This is a genomic window from Pseudarthrobacter sulfonivorans (genome assembly GCF_024391045.1).
GTDB classification, from domain to species: domain Bacteria; phylum Actinomycetota; class Actinomycetes; order Actinomycetales; family Micrococcaceae; genus Arthrobacter; species Arthrobacter sulfonivorans_B.
In genome coordinates, this window is the sequence record NZ_JANFCZ010000011.1 from 1 (window position 1) to 20,649 (window position 20,649).

At 66.7% G+C, this 20,649-nt stretch carries 18 protein-coding genes and 1 pseudogene; 5 read left to right on the forward strand and 14 right to left on the reverse strand.

The features are described from left to right. Nucleotides 1-16 precede the first annotated feature (16 nt). Entirely contained in the window at nt 17-370 is a 354-nt protein-coding gene (locus tag NQJ30_RS09115) for a hypothetical protein (protein ID WP_255769584.1), read from the reverse strand. Between the two features lie 2 nt (nt 371-372). Next, nucleotides 373-1,341 (reverse strand): tRNA pseudouridine(55) synthase TruB, encoded by a 969-nt coding sequence (truB, locus tag NQJ30_RS09120; RefSeq protein ID WP_255769586.1) that lies wholly within the window; start codon nt 1,339-1,341, stop codon nt 373-375. 66 nt (nt 1,342-1,407) lie between these two features. Between truB and NQJ30_RS09125 the strand changes: the two genes are divergently transcribed. Next, nucleotides 1,408-2,568 (forward strand): pyridoxal phosphate-dependent aminotransferase, encoded by a 1,161-nt coding sequence (locus NQJ30_RS09125; protein WP_255769588.1) that lies wholly within the window; start codon nt 1,408-1,410, stop codon nt 2,566-2,568. Between the two features lie 92 nt (nt 2,569-2,660). Here NQJ30_RS09125 and trxA read toward each other — a convergent pair whose 3' ends face one another. Further along, complete coding sequence (gene trxA / locus NQJ30_RS09130; RefSeq protein ID WP_255769589.1) at nt 2,661-3,095, reverse strand: thioredoxin; 435 nt, start codon at nt 3,093-3,095, stop codon at nt 2,661-2,663. Between the two features lie 14 nt (nt 3,096-3,109). Continuing rightward, nucleotides 3,110-3,595 (reverse strand): nucleoside deaminase, encoded by a 486-nt coding sequence (locus tag NQJ30_RS09135; protein ID WP_255769591.1) that lies wholly within the window; start codon nt 3,593-3,595, stop codon nt 3,110-3,112. Between the two features lie 186 nt (nt 3,596-3,781). On the opposite strand from NQJ30_RS09135, the gene NQJ30_RS09140 reads away from it, so the two are divergent. Further along, nucleotides 3,782-4,891 carry a ScyD/ScyE family protein gene (locus NQJ30_RS09140; protein ID WP_255769593.1) on the forward strand — a complete coding sequence of 370 codons (1,110 nt, stop codon included), beginning with the start codon at nt 3,782-3,784 and terminating at the stop codon, nt 4,889-4,891. A 91-nt stretch (nt 4,892-4,982) separates the two neighbouring features. Here NQJ30_RS09140 and rbfA read toward each other — a convergent pair whose 3' ends face one another. From rbfA to rimP, 5 genes are all read right to left on the reverse strand, one after another. Further along, entirely contained in the window at nt 4,983-5,492 is a 510-nt protein-coding gene (gene rbfA / locus NQJ30_RS09145) for a 30S ribosome-binding factor RbfA (RefSeq protein WP_255769595.1), read from the reverse strand. 244 nt (nt 5,493-5,736) lie between these two features. Continuing rightward, a complete protein-coding gene (gene infB, locus NQJ30_RS09150; protein ID WP_255769596.1) occupies nt 5,737-8,649 on the reverse strand; it encodes a translation initiation factor IF-2 in 2,913 nt (970 codons plus the stop codon). 152 nt (nt 8,650-8,801) lie between these two features. Beyond that, nucleotides 8,802-9,206, reverse strand: coding sequence for a YlxR family protein (locus NQJ30_RS09155; RefSeq protein WP_255769598.1), 405 nt, complete (start codon nt 9,204-9,206; stop codon nt 8,802-8,804). A gap of 171 nt (nt 9,207-9,377) precedes the next feature. Then, nucleotides 9,378-10,358, reverse strand: coding sequence for a transcription termination factor NusA (gene nusA / locus NQJ30_RS09160; RefSeq protein WP_255769600.1), 981 nt, complete (start codon nt 10,356-10,358; stop codon nt 9,378-9,380). Next, on the reverse strand, nt 10,358-10,972 hold the full coding sequence (gene rimP, locus NQJ30_RS09165; protein WP_255769602.1) for a ribosome maturation factor RimP: 615 nt from the start codon (nt 10,970-10,972) through the stop codon (nt 10,358-10,360). The genes nusA and rimP overlap by 1 nt, the downstream gene beginning before the upstream one ends. Before the next feature lie 88 nt (nt 10,973-11,060). Between rimP and NQJ30_RS09170 the strand changes: the two genes are divergently transcribed. From NQJ30_RS09170 to NQJ30_RS09180, 3 genes are read left to right on the forward strand one after another with little or no spacing between them, the layout of a single operon-like run. After that, nucleotides 11,061-12,473: a DUF4439 domain-containing protein gene (locus NQJ30_RS09170; protein WP_255769603.1), complete on the forward strand. Its 1,413-nt coding sequence runs from the start codon at nt 11,061-11,063 to the stop codon at nt 12,471-12,473. A gap of 51 nt (nt 12,474-12,524) precedes the next feature. Beyond that, nucleotides 12,525-13,253: a VIT1/CCC1 transporter family protein gene (locus NQJ30_RS09175; RefSeq protein ID WP_255769604.1), complete on the forward strand. Its 729-nt coding sequence runs from the start codon at nt 12,525-12,527 to the stop codon at nt 13,251-13,253. Then, on the forward strand, nt 13,250-14,293 hold the full coding sequence (locus NQJ30_RS09180; protein WP_255769605.1) for an aminoglycoside phosphotransferase family protein: 1,044 nt from the start codon (nt 13,250-13,252) through the stop codon (nt 14,291-14,293). Before NQJ30_RS09175 ends, NQJ30_RS09180 begins: the two co-directional genes overlap by 4 nt. A gap of 92 nt (nt 14,294-14,385) precedes the next feature. On the opposite strand, the pseudogene NQJ30_RS09185 reads toward NQJ30_RS09180, so the two are convergent. From NQJ30_RS09185 to ispG, 5 genes and pseudogenes are all read right to left on the reverse strand, one after another. Then, nucleotides 14,386-15,595 (reverse strand): annotated as a pseudogene (locus tag NQJ30_RS09185) (pyridoxal phosphate-dependent decarboxylase family protein). Between the two features lie 53 nt (nt 15,596-15,648). After that, nucleotides 15,649-16,443 (reverse strand): sulfite exporter TauE/SafE family protein, encoded by a 795-nt coding sequence (locus NQJ30_RS09190; protein WP_255769701.1) that lies wholly within the window; start codon nt 16,441-16,443, stop codon nt 15,649-15,651. Between the two features lie 19 nt (nt 16,444-16,462). Further along, a complete protein-coding gene (locus NQJ30_RS09195; protein WP_255769606.1) occupies nt 16,463-18,271 on the reverse strand; it encodes a proline--tRNA ligase in 1,809 nt (602 codons plus the stop codon). Nucleotides 18,272-18,624: 353 nt separating this feature from the next. After that, nucleotides 18,625-19,515 (reverse strand): GNAT family N-acetyltransferase, encoded by an 891-nt coding sequence (locus NQJ30_RS09200; protein ID WP_255769702.1) that lies wholly within the window; start codon nt 19,513-19,515, stop codon nt 18,625-18,627. Next, nucleotides 19,478-20,644 carry a flavodoxin-dependent (E)-4-hydroxy-3-methylbut-2-enyl-diphosphate synthase gene (gene ispG / locus NQJ30_RS09205; protein WP_255769607.1) on the reverse strand — a complete coding sequence of 389 codons (1,167 nt, stop codon included), beginning with the start codon at nt 20,642-20,644 and terminating at the stop codon, nt 19,478-19,480. The genes NQJ30_RS09200 and ispG overlap by 38 nt, the downstream gene beginning before the upstream one ends. Between the last annotated feature and the right edge of the window lie 5 nt (nt 20,645-20,649).

Below are 20,649 nucleotides of genomic sequence, written 5' to 3' on the forward strand. Positions count from 1 at the left end.
GCGGGCTTCTTCCATGTCAGTACCAGATCTGGTTCATGCGGGCGGCCATCACCAGCGCGGTGACACCGACGGCGGCCAGGACAAAGTTGCTCCAAAGGGTCCGTTCGAGGATGGACCAGTAGATCGCGGCCGGCGGCAGGAGCATTGCTGTGGCAAGGTAGCCCCAGAACTCCCAGGCCTCTCCGGCGATCGGTTCGCCCGCGATCACCCTGATGACCGAACCCACCAGATAAACGATGAGCGCCAGTTCCACCGCGGCCACGGAGAGGATAGTGGTGTCGTTGGGGGCCTTTTTGAGGAGGCCGGCCACCAGGCAGATCCCGGTGGAGAGCAGGCCCACCACAAGAATGATGTAGAAAAAAGCGTCCATTCCTAGGCGTCCGGGCCTGAAGCGGTGGCCGACGAACCGTTGGCCGACGAGCCGTTGGCGGACGAACCGGTGCCGGGGGCGAACACCAGTACCGGTTTGGCGAAGTTGCCGGCATCTGCCAGCAGCGCTACCAGGCTCCCATCGGGGGCAAAGGCAGCCGCGGGGTGTTCGGCCGTGGCAGCTTCGGGACTTCCTGCAGGCGCCCCGGCAGCGATCCGGCGGCCGAAGGAGATCTCGGTGGTTTCCTCAGCAGTCAGGTCGCGGTTGGGCATCAGTGCCCGGGCAGCCTGTGACATTTCCAGGATGGTCAGTTCGTCGGCCAACTGCTCCAGGGTGCGGGCCTGGTCGAGTGAATAGGGCCCAACATGGGTCCGGCGGAGAGCAGTGAGGTGGCCGCCGACTCCCAGTCCGTCGCCGAGATCGCGGGCGAGTGCACGAATGTACGTGCCGGACGAGCACTCGACGGTGACGTCGATGTCGATAACGTCGCCGCCCCGCTCCCGCCGCAGGCCGTGGACGTCAAAGCGGTGGATAGTCACCGGGCGGGCGGCGAGCTTCACTTCTTCGCCGGAGCGGACCCGGGCGTAGGCGCGTTCGCCGTTGACTTTAATGGCGCTGACGCTGCTGGGCACCTGCTGGATGTTGCCCGTGAGGGCTGCGACGCCGTCGTAAACTGCTTCATCGGCGACGGCGGCGGCGCTGACTGCGGCGATGACGTCACCTTCGGCGTCGTCGGTGATGGTGGACTCGCCCAGCCGGATCGTGGCCGTATAGGTTTTGGACGTGCCCACAATGTAGGTGAGCAGGCGCGTTGCCTTGTTGATGCCCACCACCAGGACGCCTGTTGCCATGGGGTCCAGGGTCCCGGCATGGCCCACTTTCCTGGTTCCGGCGATACGCCGCATCCGACCAACCACATCATGGCTGGTCCATCCCTGCGGTTTGTCCACTATCACCAGTCCAGAAAGCACGCTCCCCAGTATATCGGCGCGGGAATCGGCCTCTGGCCACGGGAAGCGCCGGTTAGGATGGCAGGCATGCCTGAGCTTGCCCTGCACGCCCGCGACGTCCCCGTCAACCAGATCCGCGAGATCACCGAGGCTGCCTGGCGGACTCCCGGTGCAATCGTCCTCAGCATCGGCGAACCGGGCTTCCCGGTCCCCCGCCATGTCCTGGAGGCCGGCATTGCCTGCCTGGACCGGGACGAGACCAACTACACACCCAACGCCGGCATTCCGGAACTCCGCGAGGCGTTCGCGGCCAGGTTCAGTGAACGGGCGGGCCTGAACACGAGCCTCGGTGCCGAGCGCGCCTACGTGGTGGACGGCGCCCAGCAGGGCCTGCACTTTGCCTTGAGCCTCCTCCTCTCCCCCGGCGATGAGGTGCTGATCCCCAATCCGGGCTATCCCACGTTCGCCATGACCTGCCGCCTGCTGAGCGCCTTTCCGGTGGGCTACCCGCTGTATCCGGACCAGGACTTCCAGCCCCGGGTCGAGGATCTTGAAGCACTCATCACCGACCGGACCCGCGTCCTGATCCTGAACTCGCCGTCCAACCCTCTCGGCGCAGTACTTGGCGAGGATCTGACCCGGCAACTCGTGGAGCTGGCGCGCCGGCACGACCTGTGGATCATTTCCGACGAGTGCTACGAAGCGTTCACCTACGATGTGCCGCATGTCAGCCCGGCACGGTTCGACAGCGACGTCCCCGGTGAGGCACGGGTCTTCACCTCCCTGACCCTGTCCAAGACCTACGGGCTGACCGGCCTGAGAATCGGCGCGCTGATCTGTCCGCCGGGCCTGGAGCGGACCATGAACAATGTGATGGAGGCGATTGTCTCCTGCGTTGCGTCGCCGTCGCAGTACGCAGCTTTGGCCGCCCTGACCGGACCCCAGGACTACGTCATGGGCGCCCATGCGCATTACCGCGCCAACAGGGACGCTGCCTCCGCCGTGCTGGCGTCAAAGGGCATCCGCTACTTGAATGCCCAGGGAGCGTTTTATCTGTGGGCCGACGTCTCCCATGCCAGCGGCGGTGACGTCCGCACGTGGACGCACAGGTTCCTTGCTGACTCCGGCGTGGCTCTGGCGCCGGGCACGGCCTTTGGGTCCATCGGTGAAGGCTGGGTGCGGATCGCGCTGTGCGGCAACCGGCGGCAGCTCGTGGAAGGCCTGGGCCCGCTGCCGGAGCGAAAATAGCTAAGCGCAGTTGGCGGAAGAGCACACCGCAGTTAGCAAACTAGCGCAGCGCAGTTAGCATCACGAAGCCCCGTCAGCGCTCCGGCGGCTGGTCAGGACTGGCCGGCCAGCGCCGAATCGAGCCAGGAGCGCAGGGCTGTCGCCGGGGCTGCCCCTGCCTGTTTGGCCAGCACTTTGCCCCCTGCCATAACCATCAACGTGGGAATGGCCTGGACGTCGAACCGGTTGGAGAGCCGCGGGGCCCTGTCAACATCGACTTTGACGAGCTTGATGCTCCCGGCCCGCTCAGTTGCCAGCTTGTCCAGGACGGGGCTCACCATGCGGCAGGGTCCGCACCAGGCGGCCCAGAAGTCCACGAGCACCGGGACCGGTGACTGCTCCGCGATGACGGAAAAGTCGTCGTCGCCGGCGGCGGTGATCCACGGCAGTCCCTGCTTGCAGTTTCCGCAGCGCGGACGGCCGGAGGCGGCGGCGGGGACCCGGTTGGTTTTGCCGCAGTTCGGACAGATGATCAGTGCAGGTTCCACGGGTGCCTCCGGATTCAGTATTCCGTGCGCTGCGCATTGGCGCGCCACGCATCAAAGGGGGCGTCCGACGTCGGAATCGCCTCGTGTGCCACCGGCATGAGTTCTGGCCGGGTGCCCGCAAAATAGTCGTAGAAGAGGGCATCGTCGAAGCCGGCGGCCGCCGCGCCGTGGCGGTCGGCGGCGAAGTACACCCGGTCGATCCGTGCCCAGAGTGCGGCCGAGAGGCAGAGCGGGCACGGCTCGCAACTCGTATAGAGCACTGCGCCGCTGAGATCGAAGTTGGCGGTGGCAGTGGCTGCGGTGCGGATGGCAACCACTTCGGCATGCGCGGTGGGGTCATTGTCGCGGGTGACCCGGTTGACGCCCTCGTGGATGCCGCCGTCCGGGGTTACCACCAACGCACCGAACGGACCGCCACCCCCTTCAACGTTCCGGATGGCCAGCTCAATGGCCTGCTGGAGGTACGGGGTGGCATTGTGGTTCGCGCTCGCCTGGGTCATAGCTCGATCCTAGCCATGACCAGGCGCCCGGCGGGCAAAGTAAGGGGCATGGAAGGGGGAAATTCAGTCGACCCTGCCCGCTGCGGAGGACTACTCTGGCGGCCGGGGGTTCTATAAGTCCACATTAACTTTGGTCTCATTGCCCCGCCCCTCTGCGGGGTGGCGCGCCTCAACCCGGAGGATGCAATGAAGAAGAAGTTTCCCCTTGCCGCGTGCCTGGCCGCGGCGGCGTTAATCATTTCCATCGGGCCGGCCGCGGCTGGTTCGCCCCCAGAGCCGGAGACCCTCGCCACGGGGTTGCTCGCCCCATTGAGCCTCGCAGTCGACAGGAACGATTCTGTCCTTGTCACGCAGAATTTTGCCGGCCGCCTTGACCGTGTAAAGGACGACGGCCAACTCGCGAACCTCTACACCCACGTTGGCTGGGATGTTGCCGGCGTTCAAACCCGTGGCGGAACCACATATTTCCTGGAGAGCATGGGGGCCGGCGGAGGTCACCCGGACGCGCTCCACGGCTATGTGAAATCCATTGACCGGCGGGGCGATGTCCAGACGATTGCTGACCTTGCCAGCTACGAACGCGCCAATAACCCGGACGGCGACCAACAGTACGGCTTCGGTGCCGAGGTCTCGGACGAGTGTCTGAAGGCGTGGCCCGCTTTCCCGCCAGGCCGGTATGAGGGCATCGTTGACTCCCACCCCTATGCCACTGCGGTTGAGGGTGACACACTGTACGTCGCGGATGCGGGAGCGAACGCCATCCTGGCAGTCGATACGGCCACCGGCGACATTTCGACGGTAGCGGTCCTGCCGGCCAGGCCTGCCGTCATTCCGGCAGGCACCAGGATTCCGATTGATATGGCCGGCGGAACAGCCGAGGTGCCTGCCTGCGTAGCGGGCCACGAGTACGCCTTTGAATCTGTGCCGACGGATGTGGAGATCGGCCCCGACGGCTGGCTGTATGTCTCGTCGCTTCCGGGCGGTCCCGAGGATCCGTCCTTCGGAGCCCGTGGTGCCATCTTCAAGGTCAATCCCTGGACGGGCGCCACGCGCCTGTGGGCCGATGACATCCTGAGCCCCACCGGCATCGCGGTGGCCGACAACGGGGACGTCTATGCTGCCTCCATGTTCGGCAACGAGATCGTCAGGATCGACGCACGGGACCGTGAGCAGTCACAGTTCCTGGCGGTCAATGGCCCGGCTGCTGTGGAACTGAGCGGGGATACCCTGTACGCAACGGCCGGTTTCGGTCCGGGGGCGCCGGCTGGAACGGTGATTAAGGCCAGCATCAGGTAGATCATGCGGGGTGCAAACGCCCCACAGACCAAGGAAGCCCGGACCGCAACTGCGGGCCGGGCTTCCTGTCGATGCGTAGAGTGCTCAGACTTTACTTGTTGCCGTCTTCGTCGAGTTCTTCGTCGTCGGTGAGGTCAAGGTCCTCTTCGTCGAAGTCGTCTTCGTCGATCTCCACATCGGCGGGAGTATCGCTCTTGTAGGGGTCGGCGTCGCCGGCGTGCTTGGCGTTCTCGGCCAGGGCGGCCACTTCGGCATCGCGCCTCTTGGCCTCCCGAAGGAGTTCCTCAAGGTTGGAGGCAACCACGGGGATCTGGTCGGCCACAAATTCCAGGGTGGGGGTCAGCCGGACGGTGACGTTCCGGCCCACCTCCTGGCGGAGCACACCCTTGGCTTTCTCCAGCCCCTTGGCGGCATCCGCCTGAACGGCCTGGTCACCAAAAACGGTGTAGTAGATGGTGGCATGCTGCAGATCATTGGTCACCCGGGCATCAGTAACCGTGATGCCCTCCAGCCGGGGATCCTTAACCTTCCGGCCAAGAGCCTCCGCCACAACAACCTTGATCCGCTGCGCCAACTTGGCAGCCCGTGCGGGATCAGCCATTTCCACTCCTAAAAATTTGGGATGTACGACGGCGCGGTGGCACTTACGTACACAGGGTTGGGTAATTGCCACGCACCTAAGGCGAGTCTACGACGGACCCGCGTCGGATTTTGCCGGCGGCCCGGGAGTGGCATCGGGCCTGCCGGAGCTGGGCGGCACAGGATCGCAGATCCAGTGCCGCCCAGCGTAGGGGCGGGGCCGCCGGAAAAATCCGACGCCCCCGACCCGTCAAGCTAGAACCAACTTAGACGCGCGGCTTTTCGCGCATCTCGAAGGTCTCGATGATGTCACCTTCGTTGATGTCGTTGTACGAACCAAGACCGATACCACACTCGAAGTCCGTGCGGACCTCAGTGGCGTCGTCCTTGAAGCGCTTGAGCGTCTCAACGGTGAGGTTGTCACCGATGATCTTGCCGTCGCGGCTGATGCGGGCCTTCGTGTTGCGTCGGATGATGCCCGAGCGGACGATGGAGCCTGCAATGTTGCCGAACTTGGAGGAACGGAACACTTCGCGGACTTCGGCGGTGCCCAGCTGGACCTCTTCGTACTCCGGCTTGAGCATGCCCTTGAGGGCTGCTTCGATGTCATCGATTGCTGCGTAGATGACGGAGTAGAAGCGCATGTCCACGCCTTCGCGGTCTGCCAGTTCGGCAACCCGCTCGGCAGGCTTGACGTTGAAGCCGATGATGACGGCGCTGTCGACCGTCGCCAGGTTGACGTCGTTCTGCGTGATGGCACCAACACCGCGGTGGATGACGCGCAGCTGCACGCCTTCGCCGACGTCGATCTTGAGCAGGGCGTCTTCGAGGGCTTCCACGGCACCGGACACGTCACCCTTGAGGATGAGGTTGAGGGTGTCGATCTTGCCATCGGCCACGGCCTGGTCGAAGTCTTCGAGGCTGATGCGCTTGCGGCGCTTGGCGAGTGCGGCGTTGCGGTCGGCTGCTTCACGCTTCTCGGCGATCTGGCGGGCGGTGCGCTCGTCAGCAGTCACAAAGAAGGTGTCGCCGGCGCGCGGCACGTTGGACAGACCCAGGACCTGCACGGGGCGGGACGGGCCGGCCTCGGTCAGTGCACTGCCGTCGTCGTCGAACATAGCGCGGACGCGGCCGTGGGCCGTGCCTGCCACGATCGTGTCACCGACACGCAGCGTACCGGACTGCACCAGGACGGTGGCAACTGCACCGCGGCCCTTGTCCAGGTTGGCTTCGATCGCGATACCGCGGGCGTCCTTGTTCGGGTTGGCGCGCATGTCCAGGGCGGCGTCTGCGGTGAGCAGGACGGCCTCCAGCAGCTCGTCGATGTTGAGGTTCTGGCGGGCAGAGACCTCCACGAACATGGTATCGCCACCGTATTCTTCGGGAACCAGGCCGTACTCGGTCAGCTGGCCGCGGACCTTGTCCGGGTTGGCGCCTTCCTTGTCGATCTTGTTCACCGCGACCACGATCGGCACGTTTGCTGCCTGTGCGTGGTTGAGGGCCTCAACGGTCTGCGGCATCACGCCGTCGTCCGCTGCGACCACCAGGATCGCGATGTCGGTGACCTTGGCACCACGGGCACGCATGGCCGTGAACGCCTCGTGGCCGGGGGTATCGATGAAGGTGATCTTGCGATCGTCGCCTTCGTGGTTGTGCGTGACCTGGTAGGCACCAATGTGCTGCGTGATGCCGCCGTGCTCGCCCGCCACAACGTCGGACTTGCGGATGGCATCGAGCAGGCGGGTTTTACCGTGGTCAACGTGGCCCATGACGGTGACAACTGGAGGACGCGCCTCGAGGTCTTCGTCGCCTTCGGCTTCCAGTTCGGCGTCGAAGTCGATGTCGAATCCGGAGAGCAGCTCGCGCTCCTCGTCTTCCGGCGACACGACCTGGAGCTTGTAGCCAAGCTCCTCGCCGAGCAGCGCGAAGGTTTCCTCGTCCAGTGACTGGGTGGCCGTGGCCATTTCGCCCAGGTGGAACAGGACGGTGACCAGTGCTGCGGGGTTTGCCTCGATCTTGTCGGCGAAGTCCGTGATGGACGAGCCGCGGCGGAGCCGCACTACGGTGGTGCCGTCGCCGCGGGGTACGCTCACGCCACCCAGCGACGGGGCACTCATCTGCTCAAGTTCCTGGCGCTTGGCGCGCTTGGACTTGCGCTGCTTGCCACGGCCTGCGCCGCCCTTGCCGAAGGCACCCTGGGTGCCACCGCGTCCGCGGCCACCCTTGCCGAAGCCGCCGCCGGCCGGAGCGCCGCCACCGGTACCGGGAGCGCCGCCTGTACCTGGAGCGCCACCCGGACGTCCGGGTCCACGGGCGCCACCGGGACGTCCTGCACCTGCGGGTGCGGGACGCTCAGTGCGGTTGGGCATCATGCCCGGAGTGGGACGGTTTCCACCGGCGCCTGCGGGACGGGGGGCACCCGGGCGGGGGCCGCCTGCACCAGCGGCCGGACGGGGTCCACCCGCACCAGCCGCGGGACGGGGACCACCGGGACGGGGTCCACCCGCACCAGCCGCGGGACGCGGACCACCGGGACGTTCGCTGTCGGGTCGGCCACCGGCGCGGGGCATGCCCTGCGAGGGAGCGAACGGGTTGTTGCCCGGACGCGGAGCGCGTTCTCCGTCACCGCCGCGGCCCCGGGGCATGCCCTGCGACGTGGCGAACGGGTTGTTGCCCGGACGGGGACCGCCGGGACGCGGAGCGGAGCCGCCCTGGGAGGATCCGCCGGAGCGGGAGGGTGCCGAGGGGGTTTCGGCCCGGGGTGCCGGCCGGGCACCGGGCTTGGCGCCCGTGGACGGGGCACTAGCGGCAGGCGCTGCGGCAGCGGGTGCCGCAGGCGTCGCCGGAGCTGCGGCGGCAGGTGCGGCCGGCGCTGAAGGCGCGGGCGCAACGGGCGCTGCAGCAGCGGGTGCTGCCGGGGCCTTGGGAGCTGCGGGACCCGGTGCGGGTGCAGCGGGACGTGATTCGGCCGACGGGGCGGGGGCCTTGGGAGCGGCCGCCGGGGCTGCGGACTTGGCAGCGGCGTCGGGGTAGGCGTTGCGGAGTTTCCGCACCACCGGGGCCTCAATGGTGGAAGAGGCGGAGCGAACGAATTCGCCCAGTTCCTGCAGTTTTGTCACTGCATCTTTGGAAGTAATACCGAGCTCTTTAGCAAGCTCATGTACGCGGACCTTGGCCACATTTCTCCTGTCTCGGTCCGCACCGAGCCAGGTACGAACCGTCTACTTCTTACTGCGGGCCCCAGCCGCGGCTGCGTCTGAAGGGCCCATTGCAGAGCGCAACAAAGTTGTCATCGTTGCGCACTCATCGCTGGGAACTCATCGGGTTTCCATCAGTTTTCTGACCCGCTTTCAGGTTGGACGGTTTGCGCTGCATCGGCCAGAGGCACGGGCTCAGACTTCTGCAGCAGGCCGGCGGCCTGCTCACCTGCCAGGATCCGGCGTTCGACGGCGGTCGCTCCGGTTGCGCCGTTTAGGGCCCTTCCGAATGCTCGCCGTTTGACCGCCAGGGCCAGGCACGATTCGCTGGGGTGCAGCCATGCGCCCCTGCCAGCCATCCGGCGTCGTTCGTCTACCAGCACCGCGGTGGAACCGCTGCCTTCGGCGACGAGCCGGAGTAACTCAGACCGCGCTGCCTTCTGGCGGCATCCGATGCAGGTACGCTGCGGCTGATTCTCGCTGTGCTGATTCGCGCTGTGAAGCACTTCTCCCACGGTGAGCATCTTCCTGACGTTCATAACTGCCGGCCCCGGGCTCCCTCCGCCAGTTGGCGGGACGGAAACACGCAGGGCACACGAATACCGGCCGTTAGGCGCGGTCATTGTCCATTCTAGCCCCTCCGGGCCGTTCTGCCCGAAACCAGCGCCTCGGCCGGGGTAGTCCCGGCGGGCCGGGGCGCTGGAAACAGTTCAGCTTTGCGAGGGCGCGGCGGCGTCCGACACAATATCGATCCGCCAGCCGGTGAGCTTGGCCGCAAGGCGGGCGTTCTGGCCCTCCTTGCCGATGGCCAGGGAAAGCTGGTAATCCGGAACAACCACCCGGGCCGAACGGGTGGCTTCGTCGATGATCGTGACTGAATTCACCCGGGACGGGGAGAGCGCGCTGGCGATGAACGTCGCGGGGTCCTCGCTGAAGTCGACGATGTCGATCTTTTCGTCGTTGAGTTCCGTCATGACGGCGCGGACACGTGAACCCATTTCGCCGATGCAGGCACCCTTTGCGTTGATGCCGGCGGTGTTGGCCTTGACTGCAATCTTGGTCCGGTGACCGGCCTCGCGGGCGAGTGCGACGATCTCCACGGAGCGGTCCGCGATCTCCGGAACCTCCAGTTCGAAGAGCTTACGGACGAGGCCCGGGTGTGAACGGGACAGCGTGACGGACGGACCCTTCGTGCCGCGGTGCACATCGATGACCAGGGCGCGGAGCCGGTTGCCGTGGGTGTACTTCTCCCCCGGCACCTGCTCGGGCGGCGGCAGCAGGGCCTCCACCGTGCCCAGGTTGACCTGGATCATGTGCGGGTTGTTGCCCTGCTGGATCAGGCCGGCCACCAGTTCACCCTCGCGGCCTTTGAACTCACCGAGGATGTTGTCGTCTTCGACGTCGCGCAGGCGCTGCAGGATGATCTGGCGGGCAGTGCTCGCCGCAATCCGGCCGAATCCGGCTGGGGTGTCCTCGAACTCGCCAATGGGGGCGCCGTCGTCGTCAATTTCCACAGCCCAGATGGTTACGTGACCGCTCTTGCGGTCCAGCTCGGCGCGCGCTTTCTCAAAGGCGCCGGGCGACTTGTGGTACGCCACCAGGAGCGCCTGCTCGATGGTGGGGATCAAGAGGTCCAGCGGGATTTCGCGCTCACGCTCCAGAAGCCTCAGTGCGCTCATGTCAATATCCATCAGGCCTCCTCAGAAGGTCCATTGTGCTCAGGTTCCAGACCAGCTTCTTCAAGGTGGCTGAATTCGATCTCGACTTTTCCGTTACGGATCCTGTCGAAAGGAAGATTTTGGGGCTCGCCCTGCTTCGGCTTCATGCCCTTTTTGACCGCGATCTCCGGGATGATGGTCACACCGGCATCGTCCACGGACTGCACCCGGCCGGTGACGTTTTCGCCCTGGATGACGTTCACCTTGACCATGCGGCCCTTGGCCCGGTGCCAGTGCCTCGGTTCCGTGAGGGGACGCCCGACGCCGGGTGAGGACACCTCGAGGTCGTAGGGCCGTCCGTCGTCCGCAGGATCGTTGTCCAGGACGTCCGAGAGGACCCGGGAAATGTCGGCAATAACGTCCAGGTTCACGCCGCCGGTTTCCTCCTGCGGCAGGTCCACCACCACGTGGACCACACGGTGCGACCCCGGAATGATGGTCACGTCTTCGAGGTAGAGGCGGTTGGCCTGGACCGCGGGCTCAAGCAGGGCGCGGAGCCGTGCAGCTTCCGGATTGGAGGCGGGCGCAGCGTCAGCCATACCCGATCCGGTAGGGTCTGATGAAGCCGTGGCTTCTGCATTGCTCACGATGCCGGCCGCCTTCCAGTAGATGATGTTGTGACTACTAGACTAGCGATTTTCCGGCCGCAGTGGTGCACGAAGATGCCCCCTCGCCGTGACAACATGGTCTGTTGTGAACGACGACACCACGGAATCCGGCCCGCGCAAACGCTATTTCCGGTACGCCGTTTTCGCCCTGGCCGCCGTGTTGGTGCTGAGCCTTGGTTTTGTCCTGATCCCCCGCGAACCGGACGCCCCCGCGCCGCCGCCATTGTCGGAGCAGGTCAGGGCCGCAGCGTTCTCGGACGCCGTGGAGCTCAGGGCGCGTGCGCAGGCTGTCGGAGACGCCGCCGATGCGGCCCGCCAGGAGACGACTGCCGCCGCAGCACGGCATGCTGTGATTTTGCTGACTGTCCAGGCCGGGGCCTTGAAACTGCCAGCCGACATGCTCCCCGCCGATCCGTCGGTGCCCCTGAGTTCGGCGCCCGCAGGTTCGGTGCCCCTGAGTTCACCGCCCGTGAGTTCCCTGCCCGTAGGTTCAGCCGGGGCTTCTTCCCTACCGGATACGCCGTCTTCTGCGCCGGTCCAGTCCCTGCCTTCAGCCGCCGAGTTCGCCGTCGCCCTGCACTCCAGTGGTGCCCGGCGGCTCGGCGACGCGGGAAAGGCCGACGGCGGTATCGCCCGCCTTCTCGCCGGTACCGGCATCGCCCAACTCCTGGCTGCGGAGGAGATCGCCGCGGCCACCGGGGCCGTACTGGACCCACTTCCCGGCCGCACCGTTGCCGGCTCTGCCCCCTCCCTGCCGGCCCTGCCTTTCCCCGCAGCGTCTTCGCCGGCTGCGTCTTCGCCGGCAGTATCTTCCACCGCAGCGCCATCCTTCTCCGTGCCTTCCCCGGCAGCGCCTTCCCCCGCTGAGTCTTCCCTCGCTGAGTCTTCCCCGGCTGCGTCTCCCCCTGCTGTCTTCCCCCCCGCCGCTTCCTCCCCTGCCGCCGCCTCCGCCGGGCCCATAACGTCCGGCTGCACCGCGGCGGGCACAGGCGGGGGCGCAAACCTGGCTTCGTCCTTCGCCTCGATAGCCGGCGCGGAACTGGAACTCGTGTACGCCTACCAGGCGGCACTGACCCGGCTGTCCCCCGCAACGGCGGCTCCGGCGTCGGACTTCCTCGCCCGGCATGAAGGCCTCAGCCGCACGGCCGAAGCCGCGGCCGCTGCCCACTGCGCCGCCCTGCCGCCCACGCCGGCCGGCTATGCCCTGGACGCGGCCTTCCTGGCCGATCCGGCAGCGGCGCTGGGGGCGCTGGAGGCCGGAACGCTCCCGGCCTACGGCGACCTGATCGCCCTCAGCGACGGAGCCGAACGGGCCTGGGCCGTCGCCGCGCTGGAATCGGCGGTGCGGAGGGCAGCCCAGTGGGGTGCTTCACCCGGACCGGTGCCCGGAACGGTGCTGGACGAATCCGCGCTCCCCACGCTGCCGCCGGTGGGCCTGAGTCCGTCAACAAGCCGCGCCCCGTCCCCCGGGACGCCTTAGCGCAGCCTCAGCACACTGGCAGCCAACGGCACGAGATGATTTGCTGAGGTCATGGACAACGCACCTGTAGCTGCTCTGCACGACGACGAGCCGCACCACAATGACATAGCCCACCGCCTTAACTGGCTCCGTGCCGGCGTGCTTGGCGCCAACGACGGCATCGTCTCGGTCGCCGCCATTGTGGTTGGTGTCGCCGGCGTGACCAACGAGACGGGTCCGATCCTGGTGGCCGGCGCGGCCGGCGTGGTCGGCGGTGCCATCTCCATGGCGCTGGGAGAATACGTCTCCGTCAGCAGCCAGAAGGACAGCCAGCAAGCGCTGATCGAAAAGGAACGCCGCGAGCTGCTCGAACAGCCCGAAGAGGAGCTCGCCGAACTTGCGGCGATCTATCAGTCCAAGGGGCTCAGCGAGGAAACTGCCCTGAACGTTGCGCGGGAGCTGACCGCCCACGATGCCCTGGGCGCCCATCTGTCCGCTGAACTCAACATCGACGAGACGGACATCGTCAGTCCCTGGCACGCCGCCTTCGCCTCGGCGGTAGCCTTCCTGGTGGGCGCCGTCCTGCCAATGCTGGCCATCCTCCTGCCCCCTGCAGACATCAGGATTCCGCTGACTTTCGCGGCGGTCCTGGTGGCGCTCGCGGCAACCGGGGCCTTGGGTGCCTGGATCGGCGGCGGATCGAAGATGCGTGCCGCAGTACGCGTGGTGGTGGGCGGAGCGCTGGCCCTCGTGGCTACCTTCTCGATCGGCAACCTGCTCGGGGCAAGCGGCGTGATGTGAGCCTCGGGACAGAGGTGGCCGTTCCACCGGCGCTCAGCGTGCGCTACGGACGCACCAGCGCCGGGCGGGCCTGGCTTTCCTCGCTGCCGGATCTGGTGCACGGGCGCCTGCAACACTGGGAGCTGGCCGTGGACCTTGAACCGGGCGCGTTCCCCTGGCATGGACACGGCGGCATGGTGATCCCGGTCCGCCGCCGGGACGGCGCCCTGGCTGCCCTCAAGATCGCCTTTCCCCACGACGAAGCCAAGGCTGAGCGGCATGCGCTCTCCCTCTGGGGAGGCTCCGGCGCCGTGCGGCTGTTGGATTCCGACGCCGGCACCTGCGCCATGCTCCTGGAAAGGCTCGATCCGGGGTACTCACTGCAGACCGTCCCCCTGCCCGAAGCGGCGTCCGTGTGGGGCGGGCTCATGCGGAAGTTGAGCCTGGTGCCCGGCGACGAGCCCGGCTGGCAGGAATTCGACCATATTGCCGGCAGGGCCGAGCAATGGAGTGATGACCTGCCTGCCGACTGGGAACAACAGGGCCGGCCCTTCCCCCGCTGGCTGCTCGAAGCCGCCCTTGAGGTCTGCCAGGTCCGCGGTGCGGTGGGCCGGCGCTCGGGCCGGGATGTCCTGGTGCACACCGATTTCCATTACTTGAATGTGCTGGCCCGGCCCCGTTCTGCCGTCCGCTCAGGCACAGCCGGACCGGACACCACAGAGTTCGTTGCGATCGACCCGCAGCCCATGATCGGCGAGCCCGAGTTCGCTGTGGCGCCGCTGTTGTGGAACCGGCTGCAGGAGCTGCCGCGAAGCAATCCGGCCGGCGGGCTGAGGCAACGGTGTGGGGATTTCAGTGACGCAGCCGGCCTTGACGCTGATGTTGCCCGGCAGTGGGCCGTGGCCCGCGAAGTGGAGAACGCCCTCTGGTATGCCTCCCGTCCGGGCCATCGGGGTGACCTTGCCAGGTCGCTCTGGGTGTCCAGTACGTTGGCGGGGCGGACCCTTGACGGCCTGCCGGCAGCACACGACCTGCCCGAACCCGGACAGTCAGGCAGCTGAGGCCTGGCAGCCGGCAATTTGCGGCGCAAGACCTGCCCGCAGGCCGTCTCCGGCGGCGTCCCGGTACCGCCCCCGAACGCGGCGGAACGGCCTCAGACGGCTCCTCGCACTGCCGCAAAAGCCGAGCGGACCGCCTCGACCGCAGTACCGACGTCGTCGGCGTTTGTACTCCAGTTGCTGACCGAGACGCGCAGGACGTCCCGGCCCTTCCAGCGTGAACCGGACATCCAAACCTTGCCGTCCTCGATCACGCGGGCTGTCACGGCGCGCGTGGTGGCATCATCCCCGAAGGCCAGCGAAACCTGGGTGTAGTCCCCGTCGTTGAGCACCTCAATGCCCTCCACGGCTGCCAGGCGGCTGCCGATGCCGGCGGCGGCGTCGGCGAGTCCGAGCACCTGCGCGGCCACACCGTTCCTTCCCAGCGACCGGATGGCAGCCCACACGGGCACGCCGCGGCCCCTGCGGGACAGCTCCGGCACTTTCTGGAAGGGGTCGCCAGGGCCCTCGGCATCGTGGATCAGGTAGCTGGTGTGCAGGCCCATGGCGTTGCGGAGGGCATTGGTGTCCCTGACCACCGCGATGCCGCAGTCGTAGGGGACGTTGAGGGTCTTGTGGGCGTCGGTCCCCCCCGAATCGGCCAGGGCCATGCCGCAGGTCAGGTGCGCCAGTTCGGGTACGGCGGCGGCCCACAGCCCGAACGCCCCGTCCCCGTGCACCCAGGCACCGTGCTGCCTGGCAACCTCGATGGCCGCCTCGAACGGGTCGAAGGCGCCGGAGTGAAGATTCCCGGGCTGGAGGCAGACGAGCGACGGCACGGATCCTTCGGACAACAACCGGTCCAGCTCGGCGGGGAGCAGCCTTCCCTGGTCATCTGCCGGTACCGCAACGGGCAGGCCCAGGCCGAGGTAGCGCAGGCCGAGGTCAATGGTCTCGTGCCGCTCCTGGCCCCCTCTTCGATGGCGGCTATCGCTGGCGTGGCGTAGCGCAAGCCGGAGTTCTGGTCCCAAGCGCTCACCAGCCAGCCGGCGGCCAGCGCTGCAGGCAATGTCCCGCCGATCACCCAGCCGAAGAAGCGCCCGGAGGGCATGGCCATCAGCCCGGGCTCGGCTTTGTCCGCGAGATATTCAACCACCGCTGCGGCCGGCAAGCCCCCGGGGAAAGGGGGCCGTTAATGTCAGCCGCGAGGTCGTGGGCGCTTTGGGCGGGCCCGACAGGCCGGTCCGGCAGGCTCGCCAGCCACGCGGCGGCCCGCCGGGCTGCGACTGATAATGCCTCCGAATAGGGTTCCCCGCCTGCGGACATACCTGCATGGTACGCCGGGGCGCTGCAGGGCTGCGAGGGAGCCGCTGCCCTGCTTAGGCGAAGTTTTCCTGCCAGACGTCGATGCCGAGCTTGATGATCAGGGCGCCCACCACAAGCAGGAAAACGATCCGGATAAAACCGCTCCCCTGCTTCACGGCAGTCCTTGCCCCCAGATAGCCGCCGGCCATGTTGGACAGGCCAAGCACCACGCCAACACCCCAAAGGAGCGAGCCGTGGGGCAGGAAGAAGATCAGGGCGCCGGCGTTGGTGGCCATGTTCACGATCTTGGCCTTGGCGCTCCCTTCAAGGAAGGCGTAGCCCATCGCCGATACCAGCGCGATGATGAGGAAGGAGCCGGTGCCCGGGCCGATGAGGCCGTCGTAAAAACCGATGACGGCACCGATCAGGCATGCCACGACGTAATGCTTGCGTCCGTCGTGACGCAGCAGCGTGATGTCCCCGACCCTGGGCTTCAGCGCCGTGAACAGCGCGACGGCGATCAGTGCGGCCACAATGATCGGTTTGAAGACGCTTGCCGGCAGGGTAGCCGCCAGCAGCGCGCCGCCAAAGCTGCCCGCCAGTGCGATCACCGCCATGGGTATGGCTGTCCGAAGGTCGGGTTTGACCCGGCGGTAGTATGTCACCGCACTGGTGGTGGTCCCGAAAATCGATCCCATCTTGTTGGTGGCCAGGGCCTGGACGGGCGTGATTCCGGGAACCAGCAGCAAGGCGGGCAGCTGCAGCAGCCCCCCGCCGCCCACCACGGCGTCCACCCAGCCGGCGGCGAATCCAGCCACCACAATCAAAATGATCGTGGTGAGCTGGATCGACTCGAAACCGGAAACCATCAGTTGGAAGGACGCAAAATCAGCTGCGGACAGCGGTGACCACGTAGTCAACCGCCTTGTCCACGGCCACGTTTTCCGCTTCGCCGCTGCGACGGTCCTTGATTTCGACGACGCCGTCCACCAGTCCCCGGCCAACGGCCAGGATGGTGGGAACGCCCACCAGTTCGGCGTCGCCGAACTTGACGCCCGGGGAAACCTTGGGGCGGTCGTCATAGATGACGTCCAGGCCGGCGGCTTCCAGGTCCAGCGCCAACTGCTCGGCGGCCGCGAAGATTTCCTCGCCGCGGCCCACGGCCACCACATGGACGTCGGCGGGAGCGACGGCGCGCGGCCAGGTCAGGCCCTTGTCGTCGTGGTTGGACTCGGCAAGGGCCGCCACGGCGCGCGTCACGCCAACGCCGTAGGAGCCCATGGTGACCACAACCTGCTTGCCGTTCTGGTCCAGGACCTTGAGTTCGAGCGCCTCGGCGTACTTTCGGCCCAGCTGGAAGATGTGGCCCATCTCGATGCCGCGGGCGAGTTCCAGCGGGCCGGAGCCGTCCGGCGCGGGATCGCCTTCGCGGACGTCGGTGCATTCGATAACGCCGTCCCAGCCGAAGTCGCGTCCGGCCACGAGGCCGAACACATGCTTGCCGGCCTCGTTGGCGCCGGTGATCCAGGCCGTGCCGCTGACAACGCGGGGATCCACCAGGTAGAGGAGCTTGGTTGAGCTTTCGCTGCCCAGCAGGGGGTCTTCCAGGGTCAGGCCCGGTCCGAGGTAGCCCTTGACAATGAGCGGCTGCTTCTTGAGGTCGTCGTCGTTGGCGGCTTCCAGTCCGATCTCGCCGGCGATGGGCAGGAAGGAACCGATGTTGGCTTCCACGCGCTTGAGGTCCACGCCGCGATCGCCCGGCAGGCCGATGACCACGAGCTGGCGCTCGCCGGTGGGCAGCGTGACAGCGAGTACGACGTTCTTGAGCGTGTCAGCGCCGGTCCAGGCGCCGCCGTCGGCCTCTGAACGCGGGGCGATCACGTTGGCGGCAGCCACCAGGGTGTCGATGGTGGGGGTGTCCGGCGTGTCCAGGACCACGGCGGCGGGCGCTTCGCTGAAGTCGATGTCCGCGGGTACCACGGTGGTGACAGCTTCGACGTTGGCGGCGTAGCCGCCGGCGGAGCGCACAAAAGTGTCCTCGCCAACCTCGGTGGGGTGCAGGAATTCCTCGCTCTTGGAACCGCCCATGGCACCGGCGGTGGCCGTGACCGGAACAACTTCCAGGCCCAGCCGTTCGAAGATGCGGATGTACGCTCCGCGGTGCGCGGCGTAGCTGGCGTCCAGGCCGGCGTCGTCAATGTCGAAGGAGTAGGAGTCCTTCATGATGAACTCGCGGCCGCGCAGCAGGCCCGCGCGGGGGCGCGCTTCATCGCGGTACTTGTTCTGGATCTGGTAAAGGCTCAGCGGCAGGTCCTTGTACGAGGAGTACAGGTCCTTGACCAGGAGGGTGAACATTTCCTCGTGGGTGGGCGCCAAAAGGTAGTCGGCACCCTTACGGTCCTGGAGGCGGAACAGCCCTTCGCCGTATTCGGTCCAGCGGTTGGTGGCCTCATAGGGTTCCCGCGGCAACAGGGCCGGGAAATGCACTTCCTGGGCTCCGATGGCCGCCATTTCCTCACGGATGACCGCTTCAACCTTGCGCAGCACACTCAGGCCGAGCGGCAGCCAGGTGTAGATGCCTGGCGCCGCGCGCCGAATGTAGCCGGCCCGGACCAGGAGCCGGTGGCTGGCCACCTCGGCGTCGACGGGATCTTCACGCAGTGTGCGCAGGAAAAGCTGGGACAGTCTTGTGACCACGGGCGGTATCCGTTTCTGGGGAATGGCTGCTGGAAGCAGAGCCGGGCAATTCTTCTGGGTACTAATCTACCGGCAATCCGTCACCCGCTTGGCGGTGGGAGGGCCGGGCGCCTCATCAGGCCGGACGCAATAGAGCCACGCCTGGATAATGCAAAGCCCCTGGCCGTAAACGGCTGGTCATTGCATCCGGGCGTGGCTCTACGGCCGTCGACGCTTAGATACTGGTGAGGACTGGTGAGACCGCCACCCACTCCAGCGCAGCTAGATCGAACCTATGGGATGGCGGGCCCGTTGACAAGGGGTTTCTCCATTCGAAAGCGAAGATCACCCATCGCGGCCGGGCCGCCGGGGCCTTAGAACAGGACCGTGGCGAACGTCCCGACCTGCCGGAAACCCACCCGTTCATACGTGGACCGGGCCCGGAGATTAAACCCGTTGACGTACAGGCTGGTCACCGGTGCCAGGGCCTGGGCCTTCTCCACCACTGCCGCCATGTATCCCGCGCTCAGGCCCTGGCCGCGGTAGCCGGGGTTCATCCAGACCCCCTGGATTTGTGTGACGTCGGAGGTAACTGCTCCGAGTTCGGCTTTGAAGACCACTTCGCCGGAGCCGTTGACATGCGCAAGGGAATGGCCCTGCCTGATCAGGCCTTCAACGCGGCGGCTGTAGAACTCCCTGCCGCCCAGGAACGGTGAGTATCCCACCTCTTCTTCGAACATGGCCGCACAGGCCGGAAGGATGCGCTCGAAATCGGCCATCCGGCCCAGTTCCAGATCGACGTTGGGCACTACTGCCGGAGGCCCGCAGATGGTCATCAGCGGCTGGTCTTCCCGCACTTCGTGGGCTGCGTGCCCCAGTTCGGCCAGCTCCGTGTGGAGGGCCAGGACCGAATCTGCGGGACCGAAGGCCGACGCAAAGCGCCTGCCGGAGGCGCTGGCCGCTTCGGCCACCAGCCCGGCGAACCCGGGGTCCAGCTCCACCGGGACAAGGTTGGCCCCTGCCCAGCACGCGCCGAGCAGGACGCCGTCGTCGAAAACGCCCAGGACCGTGGCGCCGCCGCTGGTGGGTGCCGCCGAGCCGACTGTTTTGAGGTGTGCCAGCATAAAGACGTTGGCCACCGGGTCCTGCAGGGCAAGGTTCTGCAGGGCAGGGGTATCCGCGCCGGAAAGGGCACGGAGGATAATCCCCTCCGGCGCGGCGCCCTCCTTATGAGACGCTAACCACGGGGCTACCCTTGACAGCATCTTCGCCATCGGCCTCCCCCATCTCCTCGGCAATGCGCATGGCTTCCTCGATCAGTGTCTCAACAATCTGGCTCTCAGGCACAGTCTTAATGACTTCGCCCTTCACAAAGATCTGTCCCTTGCCGTTGCCGGAGGCCACGCCCAGATCCGCTTCACGGGCTTCACCGGGCCCGTTGACCACACAGCCCATGACGGCGACGCGCAGCGGAATCTCCATGCCTTCCAGGCCGGCGGTGACCTGTTCCGCCAGGGTGTAGACATCCACCTGGGCGCGGCCGCAGGAGGGGCAGGAGACGATCTCGAGTTTCCGGGGACGCAGGTTGAGGGACTGGAGGATCTGGTTGCCCACCTTGATCTCCTCCACCGGCGGGGCGGAGAGGGACACCCTGATGGTGTCGCCGATGCCGCGGGACAGGAGCGCACCGAACGCCGTGGCCGATTTGATGGTTCCCTGGAAGGCCGGCCCGGCTTCAGTGACGCCGAGGTGCAGCGGCCAGTCGCCTTTCTCCGCCAGCATCTCGTAGGCGGCCACCATCACCACGGGGTCGTTGTGCTTGACGGAGATCTTGAAGTCGTGGAAACCGTGTTCCTCGAACAGCGACGCTTCCCAGACGGCGGACTCCACGAGTGCCTCAGGGGTTGCTTTACCGTATTTTTTGAGGATGCCCGGTTCCAGGGACCCCGCGTTGATCCCGATGCGGATGGATGTGCCGTGGTCCTTGGCGGCACGGGCGATTTCCTTGACCTGGTCATCGAACTTGCGGATGTTGCCGGGGTTCACGCGCACTGCCGCGCACCCAGCCTCGATCGCAGCGAAGACGTACTTGGGCTGGAAATGGATGTCCGCGATGACGGGGATCTGCGACTTGCGCGCGATGATGGGCAGCGCCTCCGCATCGTCGGCTGACGGACAGGCGACGCGCACAATGTCGCAGCCGGAGGCGGTGAGTTCCGCGATCTGCTGCAGGGTGGCGTTGATGTCCGTGGTGGGGGTGGTGGTCATGGACTGCACGCTGATGGGCGAGTCCGAGCCGACTCCGACCGAGCCCACTTTGATCTGGCGCGTCTTACGGCGGGGGGCGAGGACGGGTGGTGGTGCTGACGGCATTCCCAGGCTGACCGAGGTCACATGGA